The sequence below is a fragment of the Methyloceanibacter marginalis genome (assembly GCF_001723295.1).
Classification (GTDB): domain Bacteria; phylum Pseudomonadota; class Alphaproteobacteria; order Rhizobiales; family Methyloligellaceae; genus Methyloceanibacter; species Methyloceanibacter marginalis.
The window spans coordinates 1-2,254 of the sequence record NZ_LPWD01000188.1; the positions used below are offsets into that span (position 1 = coordinate 1).

5 protein-coding genes are annotated in these 2,254 nt (G+C 63.8%); 1 reads left to right on the forward strand and 4 read right to left on the reverse strand.

The features are described 5' to 3' along the window. Nucleotides 1-792: VHL beta domain-containing protein (locus tag AUC71_RS07860; RefSeq protein WP_483127803.1), on the forward strand; the 792-nt coding region annotated here is incomplete at its 5' end. A gap of 2 nt (nucleotides 793-794) precedes the next feature. On the opposite strand, the gene AUC71_RS17580 is transcribed toward AUC71_RS07860, so the two are convergent. The 4 genes from AUC71_RS17580 to AUC71_RS19340 are packed head-to-tail and all read right to left on the reverse strand — an operon-like array spanning nucleotide 795 to nucleotide 2,063. Then, complete coding sequence (locus AUC71_RS17580) at nucleotides 795-1,211, reverse strand: cytochrome P450 (protein WP_083238190.1); 417 nt, start codon at nucleotides 1,209-1,211, stop codon at nucleotides 795-797. Further along, complete coding sequence (locus AUC71_RS19885; protein WP_162273649.1) at nucleotides 1,109-1,621, reverse strand: cytochrome P450 family protein; 513 nt, start codon at nucleotides 1,619-1,621, stop codon at nucleotides 1,109-1,111. The genes AUC71_RS17580 and AUC71_RS19885 overlap by 103 nt, the downstream gene beginning before the upstream one ends. Beyond that, entirely contained in the window at nucleotides 1,576-1,875 is a 300-nt protein-coding gene (locus AUC71_RS19335; RefSeq protein WP_158007754.1) for a hypothetical protein, read from the reverse strand. Before AUC71_RS19335 ends, AUC71_RS19885 begins: the two co-directional genes overlap by 46 nt. Beyond that, entirely contained in the window at nucleotides 1,869-2,063 is a 195-nt protein-coding gene (locus AUC71_RS19340) for a hypothetical protein (protein WP_083238192.1), read from the reverse strand. The genes AUC71_RS19335 and AUC71_RS19340 overlap by 7 nt, the downstream gene beginning before the upstream one ends. Nucleotides 2,064-2,254: the final 191 nt, after the last annotated feature.

Genomic DNA, 2,254 nt, shown 5'->3' on the forward strand with positions numbered 1-2,254 from the left:
GAGGCTTTTGACAGCGCCAAGGAACTCGGCACGGCCGCGGGCTTCGAGGCGTTTCTGGCAAACTATCCGAGCGGCTTCTATGCCGATCTCGCCCGCGCCTATATCGAAAAGCTCGAGGCGGCCGAGGCACCGTCGGTCCCCACGCAGACTCCCCCAGCACCGGCGCCGAAGCCAGCGGCCGCGTCCAGTCCCGGCGCCGATCCGTCGTGCAAAGACCTGTTCAGCGTGAAATCCAAAGGCAGCGATGCGCCGGCCAAGGTCACCTTCATCAACAAATCCGGCATGTATCGCAGCATTCTGTGGCTCGACTTCAGCGGCCAGCCGAAGGACTACGCCGGCCTCAACAACGGCGAGGAAGTAACGCTCGACACCTTTCTCACCCATCCCTGGATGGTCGCCGACGGGCCAGGCGACTGCATCGAGATTTTCATGCCTCATGCAGGCACGCGCGTCGTGACGTTGAAGGCCCCCGACGGCTCCGAGAAAGCCGCAGCGCCGCCGCCGCCCGACAAGAAGGCGTCTCCACCAGCACCAGCGCCGGCGCCGAAGAAGGCCTCGGCACCCAAGTGCAAATCACGCTCGGTCCTGGTCGACGGCAAGTGCATCCTGAAGCGCAACGCCGCGAGCTATTGCGGCCCCGGCTATCGGCTCGAAGGCAACAAATGCGTGCAGGGCTACGTGAAGCCGAAGCCTCAGCGACAACTGCCGACGTGGCAGCTGGAAGCGATCAAGAAAGGCTGCAGGCCCGGCCAGGGCTGGAACGCGCAGGAAGGCTGTCACGAGGACGACTGAGTTTACGCGGCCTGCCGGACGCGCTCGGCGTTCAGCCGCACCGGCAGCGCGGTGACGCCGCGCAGGCCGAAGCGCTTGATCCATTGAATGTCGTCCGGCGCCACAAGCGCGAGATTGGGATAGCGCGCGTAGAGACGCGCGAGTGCCGATTGCACCTCCACGCGGGCAAGCTGCATGCCCAGACAAAAGTGAATGCCCGAGCTGAACACGAGATGCGGGTTCGGCAGGCGGTCGAGCTTGAGCCGGTCGGGCTCGTCGAAAACGGCCGGATCGTAATTCGCTGCCGCGAGCTGCCCCATGACGATGTCGCCGCGCTTTAGAGTCTGCCCGAAAAATTGACAATCCCGCGATGCATAGCGGGGCTTCGTGCTTTGGACAGGCGTGTTGTAGCGCGCCAGCTCCTCGACCGCGCGCTCCATGCGGGCGTCCGGATCGGCGAAAAGATAAGCCTTCTGTACCGGGTTCTGTTCGAGCGCAATGATGCTGTCGCTGATGAGATGCGTGGTGGTTTCGAAGCCGGCAAAAGCAGCAAGAAGACCATGGAGATCAGCTCGTCCTCGCTAAGCTTGTCCCCATCTTCTTCGGCGCGCACCAGTTCGCTGATCACGCCTTCGCGCGGATGCCGCCGGCACTCCTCGATCTGTCCGCGCACATAATCGATCACGCCGCGCATCGACAGGAAAGCGCGGAAGATGCCGAAGCTGCTCCGCATCGAGGTCGCGGCCTTGGCCCAGCCCGAGAAGGCCTCCCGATTGTCATCCGGCAGGCCGAGCAGAACGCAAATCACCTCGAGCGGCAGGCGGCGTGAGAACGCGGTGGCCAGGTCCACTTCCTCGCGGCCTTCGAAGCCGTCGAGAAGTTTGTCCGCCATGCCCTCGATCTCGCCGCGCATATCCCGCACCCGGCGGCGTGAAACGCCTGGTCGACGAGCTTCCGCAGACGCCGATGGTCCGGCTCGTCCTTGAGCAGCATGTTGTTGGTAATCAGCTTCAGCGAAGCCGGCATCCACCACGCCAGACCGGCCACGCCCGTCTTACCGGCATGGCGCGCCTCCTGCACGAACAAGACGTTGTCCTTCACCATCGCCGACGTGGCTTCGTGGGTCGTGGTGATCCAGCTTTGCCGACGAACGGAAGTTTCACGGGAATGACCGGGCCGGCTTCCCGCAGACCGGCGAAAAAGGCGAACGGATCTGCCTTGCTTGCCGTGCCGTCGAAGTCGAAACGCAGCGGCGCGCGCAAGGAATAGGGCTCTCTGTGACCGTGCGTCATCGAACGAGCTTGCTCCCTTGAAGAAAGCTTTGCCAGCAAAAGCGGTCATCTTCGTGACGCCGATGCGGCCCCGGACCAAAGCGCCCAGGGCCGTTGCACGCGTCGACAAGCGGCTTAGCGTCCGAGCTCGCGCCAGCTGTTCTCGTGCACGTCCACGCCGTAATACGCGGCGGCTTTTTTGATGTTGGCGA

Coding starts and splice junctions, on each gene's coding strand:
- AUC71_RS17580 (WP_083238190.1), bottom strand. CDS start 1,211: ATGGAGCGCGCGGTCGAGGAGCTGGCGCGCTACAACACGCCTGTCCAA.
- AUC71_RS19340 (WP_083238192.1), bottom strand. CDS start 2,063: ATGACGCACGGTCACAGAGAGCCCTATTCCTTGCGCGCGCCGCTGCGT.
- AUC71_RS19335 (WP_158007754.1), bottom strand. CDS start 1,875: ATGGTGAAGGACAACGTCTTGTTCGTGCAGGAGGCGCGCCATGCCGGT.